Below are 5,830 nucleotides of genomic sequence, written 5' to 3'. Positions count from 1 at the left end.
TGATCATGGAAGCCATGGCATCCTCACCCTGGGTGGCCGCGGCGTTCAGACGGGCCTGGGCGGCGGCGAGCCGCGCGACCGGCACCCGCCGCGGTGAGCAGGAGATATAGTCCAAGCCCAGCGGTTCAAGGAGCGCGATCGACGCCGGGTCGCCACCGTGCTCCCCGCATACTCCGATCGTGATGTCGGGCCGGGCTGCCCGCGCCCGCCGGATGGCGATGGCGAGCAGCGCGCCCACGCCCTCGCCGTCGAGCTCGGCGAACGGGCTCGACGGAAGCAGCCCGCGTTCGACGTAGGTGGCCAGCAGCCGGCTCTCCACGTCGTCGCGGGAGAAACCGTAGGTGAGCTGGGTGAGGTCGTTGGTACCGAAGGACAGGAACTCCGCGTGCGCCGCCAGCTGGCCGGCCAGCAGCGCGGCCCGCGGTGTCTCCACCATCGTGCCGATGCGGTAGGGAATGTCGACGCCGGTGCGCCGGGCTACGTCGGTGGCGACGGCGGCGACATCGGCGGCGGCCAGCGCCAGTTCCCGCGGTATCGAGACGAGCGGGATCATCACCTCGAGGGCGGGGCGCACACCTTCGGCGGCCACGTCGATCCAGGCGGCGAACAGGGCACCGACCTGAGCCGGATAGAGCCCGGGACGCACCACGGCGAGCCGTACGCCGCGCACCCCGAGCATGGGGTTGGCCTCGCGCAGCGCCGCGGCGCGGGCGGCCTGCCAGTCGTCGTCGTCGCCGTCGCCGTCATGGGGGAGGAACTCGTGCATCGGAGCATCCAGCAGACGTACCGTCAGCGGTCGATCTCCCACGGCACGCAGCAGGTCACGGAAGTCCTCGCGCTGCGCGTCAGCCAGGGCCACGAGAGCCTCGCGCTCGTCGTCGGCATCCTCAGCCATGATGACCCGGCGGACCAGCGGCAGCCGGGCACCCAGGAACTGGTGTTCGGTGCGGCACAGACCGATGCCCTCGGCGCCCAGCCGGACGGCGCTCGCCGCGTCGGCCGCGGTATCCGCGTTGGCCCGAACCCCGAGCCGGCGGTGGTCGTCGGCCCAGCCGAGCAGAACATCGAGCTCCGCGGACGGGGCCGCCGGGCGCACCTGGACCGCCCCGGCATACACCTCACCGGTCCGCCCGTCGACAGAAATGACGTCCCCCTCGCGCAGCTCCCGCCCGTCGGCGCTGACGCGGCCCGCGACCGGATCGACCCGCAGCGCGGACGCGCCACACACCGCGGGCCTGCCGGCGCCGCGGGCGACCACAGCCGCGTGCGAGGCGAGCCCTCCGCCCGTCGTGACGACGGCGTCCGCGGCCAGCAGGCCCGGTACGTCCGCGGGCGTCGTCTCGGTCATCACCAGGATGGCGGGCACACCGTCCGCGGCCCGCTCGACCGCGTCGCCGCTGGACAGCGTGATCCGTCCGCTGGCCGCCCCGGGGGAGGCCGCGAGCCCGCGCACCAGCAGCGGCTCGCCGCCGCGCAGCCGCAGCTGTGGGTGCAACAATGCCTGTACCTGCTGGGGAGCTACGGACAGTACCGCGGTGGCGCGGTCCATGGTGTCGGCGGCGACCAGGTCCACGGCGAGCCGTACCGCGGCGGCTGGGCTGGGGTGGTCGTAGGGAGCCGCGCTGAGCAGGGCGAGCTCGCCGTCGCGCAGCTCGAACCCGACGTGCGCCACGGCGTTGAAGTGGTGCTCGAGGGTGGCCAGCGCCGCCCGCAGGAGATCGGCGCCACCGGGGAGCCGCGTCACCGGCTCGCCCGGCCCGCTCGGTGACTCGTTGCGGCGCACGCCGCGATGGAACACCCCGCTCGGCGCGAATGCGCCGCTGTCGGGGTCGCGGCTGGTCGCGCTCCCGTGCCCCGAACGCGCCCACGGGCCGATGAGCAGGGCCTGGAGATGCAGCGCGATCGGGGTGTCAGCCGGCAGCGACTGGGCCGCGCGGGCACGCCGCCCCCGCGGGGAGCGCCACCGGGCCAACTTCGCGGTGGCAGCGAGCGCGACCTGCTCGGCCGGGTCGTCCGGGTATGGCCGGCTGCCCAGCCGCTCGCACATCTCCAGCAGCGCGTGCAGCCGTTTGGCTGGGTCGGGGTTGTCCAGGACCACGCCGTCGATGTCATCCGCGGGGACGCCGAGAGCACCCTCGGCGATACTTCGCACCGTAGCCGACCAGGTCTCGTACAGCACCTCCGCGCGGCCGATCGCCGCGCACAGCGCTGGGGCCGTGTCGAGGCAGAGCCCGAGGCCCGCGACCATCGGTGGCAGGCCCGCCGCCGGCACCGGGGCGCTCGCGACGAGCCGTATCAACATGGGCCGCTCGCTCTGCCCGACCCGTCGGCTGGCAAGCGCGGACAGCAGCTCGACCGCGCCACGGGCGACGGCTGTGTCGGTCAGGTCGCCGGCACGTGACGCCGGGATCGTGAGGCCCGGCACGGTCGGCAGCCCCAGCCGGACGAGGCTGTCCATCTCCATGCCGTGCGTGCCGAGCTCAGCGGCATCCAGGCCGCGGACATGACCGTGGCCGTACGGGATGAGGGGCACGCCGGGGAACGGAGATGATGATGCGGTGCTCACCCGCCGGCCCTCGAGACCAGCAGGTTCTCCAGCGCCTCGTCCTCGGCCCGGCTCACGCCGAGCAGCAGCAGCAGCTCCTGGTGCAGCCGCATCCACACCGTGTGGTAGGAGTCGCTCAGCGGCGCGGTCAGGGCGGTGGTGTCACCGGCGTCAAACGCGTCGAGCGCGGCGCCCAGCTCGCCGCGGTAGCGGGCGAGCGCGGGGACCTGGTCGGCGAGCCGGCGGATGATCTGTGTGATAGCCGTGTGCACGTCGTCGAACTGGTCGCGCACTGACGCGTCGTAGACGGCGTCGCCGTGGTCGTTGGGTGCGCCGTCCGGCCGGCGCTGCCAGGCCGTACACAGTTCCCGTAACCGGCTGTTGACCGGCAGGAACGCGTGGTAGAGGACGGTGACCCGCTCCCGCTCGGGGGAGCCTGCCGGCAGCCGGGACCAGCCGCCGACGAGGGTTCTGGCACTGGCGGTGGGCATCGTCACCGGCCCCTTGGCCAGCGCCAGCCCGGCCTGCACCAGACGGTCCAGGTCTGGGGCCGGACCGCGCCGCATACCCCGCACGACGAGGTCGGTCAGCGCGGCGCGGGCAGCGTCGTCGAGCGGGTGCGGGTCTGTTCCGGTCGCTGGCTGCGTCATCGCTGTTGCCTCTCCTGGCCAGGCCGTGGACCGCGCCCGGCGTCGTGCCGGGCAGCGCCGGGCAGGCCCTGGTCCGGCCATCGGTCTGTGATTCCGGTCATGCTGCGGCTTTTGGGAATCCGAGTCAAGAAACATGCGCGGGTGGTTGAGCCCTGATCGTCGCGTCAGCTGTACCCGCTCGTCCGCGAGGCTCAGTCCGCGTTGGCATAGGTCACTATATTGATGATAACTTCAGTAAGTATTTGATCTTAAGTGTGCCGGCCCAGGAGGCGCCGTGGTCACGTCGCCGCGTCGGGCCCGTGGTCGGTTCGGGCTGTCGCCGGTGGCTGGGCGAGCGAGTGGGCGTCGGTCCGCCGCCGGGGAGCACTGCTGGCATCGCAAAAAGTTACTGTTGACATTCTCTAGTTAAGGGGATGTGATGCGGATCATAGTTACCCGGATCGTGACGGAGGAGGTTTCGGGCGTGCCGGTAAAAATGATGTGTGTGTTGACAGGGTCGCTCCGATGACCAGCACGGACACGGCTCCTCCGTCCGCGCCCTCCGCCACCCCCGTCTACACCTCCATGCTGGACGGCCATGCCGATGATGTCGTGGGCCGGGACGCGCGGTCGGTGATGGCGCGGCTGGTCCGGCTCTACCAGGAGAACGGGACCGACCAGGCCCCGGCGCAGTGGCGTGAGCCCGTCCGCAACTACTCTGACCCGCGGCGCTGGCGTGACGAGATCAACAGCATCCACCGGCGGGTCCCGCTGCCGCTGGCGATGTCGTGCGAGCTGCCCGAGCCCGGTAGCTACAAGGCCATTCAGGTCGTCGACATCCCGGTCCTCATCACCCGTGACGCCGCCGGTGCCGTGCACGCCAGCGTGAACGCCTGCCGCCACCGGGGCGCCGAGCTGGTCGCCGAGGGCGTTGGCCGGACGAACCGAGCACAGCGGATCACCTGCCCTTACCACGCCTGGTCCTACGACATGGCGGGCTGCCTCGTCGGAGTCGCCAGCGAGAAGACGTTCGGAGCGCTGGAGCGCGGCCGCGCCGGGCTGGTGTCGCTGCCCGCCGAGGAACGGGCCGGCATCGTCTTCGTGGGGCTCACCCCGGGCCGTCCGCTCGACCTGGACAACTGGCTCGGTGACCTCGAGCCGCTGCTCGACGGGCTGGGGCTCGCCGGGTGCCACCATTACTCCACGCGCGTGTTACCCGGGCCGAACTGGAAGGTCACGGTTGACGGGTACCTCGAGGGATACCACTTCGCCTCGCTGCACCGGACGACGGTTTTCCGGACCAACCTGTCGAACATGGCCGCGTTCGACAGCTGGGGCCCCCACCAGCGCAACGCGTTCGCGCTGCGGCCCATTGCCGAGGCGGCCACGCAACCACCGCGGAGCTGGGATCCTGCCGCCTGCGTCGGCGCGATCTTCTGGGTCTTCCCGGGACTGGCGTTCTCCGGGGGCTGGCGTCAGCAGGTCGCGGTGTCGCTCGTGCTGCCCGGCCGCACCGTCGAGGAGTCCCGGACCCAGCAGCTGATCCTGCTGCGTCACCCACCGGCCGACGACGAGGAACGCACGGCCGCGGACACCACCCGCGACTGGTTCCACGATGTCGTGCTGGACGAGGACTACGCGACCGGCTTCGGTGTGCAGCGGGGGCTTGCCGCGCTGGACGGCACGGATTTCGTCTTCGGCCGCAACGAGCCCGGTCTCCAGCAGTTCCACCGGGTCGTCGAGCGGCTGCTCGACGAGGGCGGTGCCGACATCCCGCGGTGACCCCCCAGCGTTTCCCGGCCGTCTTTTTCCCGGGCGTCCTTTTCCGGACCGCCCGTATTGTGATTACCCCTTTTCCGACCAGGAGGTCGTGCGTATGAATCTCGACGGACGTGTCGCCGTCGTCACCGGAGGCAGCCGTGGCATCGGCCGCGGGATCGTGGAGGCCCTCCTCGCCGACGGCGCGAACGTCGTGATCAGCGGCCGTTCCGAGGCCAAGGGCAAGGAGGCTCTCGATGAGCTCGCGGCCGGCGACCGGGCCCAGTTCGTGCCCGGTGACGTCCGGCTGCAAAGCGATGTGGAGGGGCTGATCGACGCCGCTGTCGCGCACTACGGCCGCGTCGACATCCTCGTGAACAATGCCGGTGGCAGTGACGGGTTCGCCCTGATCCACGAATTAACCGACGAGGCCTGGACCAACGCCCTCAACTGGAACATCAACGCTGTTTTCTGGGCCACCCGGCGGGCTGTCCCGTCCATGCTTGCCCGCGGCTGGGGGCGGATCATCAATATTTCCTCCGTCGAGGGCAAACAGGGCAACAAGGCCGCTGTCAGCCATTACATCACCAACAAGCACGCGCTCAACGGATTCACCAAGGCGACGGCGTTCGAGTACGGCACCAGCGGGATCACCTGTAACGCGATCTGTCCCGGCGCGATCGAGACGGACATGATGAAAGATGCCGGTCCCGCTGCCGCGGCCAGTGCCGGGATCACCTATGCGGAGTTCCTCCAGACGTACGCGAACGATGCCGCGATCAAGCGGCTGAACACGGTCGAGGAGGTCGCCGCGATGGCCCGGCTGCTCGTCAGCGACGCCGGTGCGGGCATCACCGGCGCGCTTCTCAACGTCGACGGCGGTACCGCCGCCTGGTAG

Annotated in this window: 4 protein-coding genes; 2 read left to right on the top strand and 2 right to left on the bottom strand. The window is 71.0% G+C overall.

Annotated features, from left to right (window positions below; genetic code table 11):
- Positions 1–2,566 (bottom strand): putative PEP-binding protein (locus MJ783_RS12930; RefSeq protein ID WP_239310673.1); only part of this gene is annotated, 2,566 nt, incomplete at its 3' end.
- On the bottom strand, positions 2,563–3,195 hold the full coding sequence (locus MJ783_RS12925; RefSeq protein ID WP_239310672.1) for a hypothetical protein: 633 nt from the start codon (positions 3,193–3,195) through the stop codon (positions 2,563–2,565). The genes MJ783_RS12930 and MJ783_RS12925, both read right to left, overlap by 4 nt.
- Positions 3,196–3,699: 504 nt before the next feature.
- Here MJ783_RS12925 and MJ783_RS12920 point away from each other — a divergent pair.
- Positions 3,700–4,956 carry an aromatic ring-hydroxylating dioxygenase subunit alpha gene (locus tag MJ783_RS12920; protein ID WP_239310671.1) on the top strand — a complete coding sequence of 419 codons (1,257 nt, stop codon included), beginning with the start codon at positions 3,700–3,702 and terminating at the stop codon, positions 4,954–4,956.
- A 94-nt stretch (positions 4,957–5,050) separates the two neighbouring features.
- On the top strand, positions 5,051–5,830 hold the full coding sequence (locus tag MJ783_RS12915) for an SDR family NAD(P)-dependent oxidoreductase (RefSeq protein ID WP_239310670.1): 780 nt from the start codon (positions 5,051–5,053) through the stop codon (positions 5,828–5,830).

Source organism: Protofrankia sp. Cj3, assembly GCF_917627355.1.
Taxonomy (GTDB): Bacteria; Actinomycetota; Actinomycetes; order Frankiales; family Frankiaceae; genus Protofrankia.
Note: the sequence above shows the minus strand (reverse complement) of the source record. Positions and strands in the feature narration are given on the sequence as shown.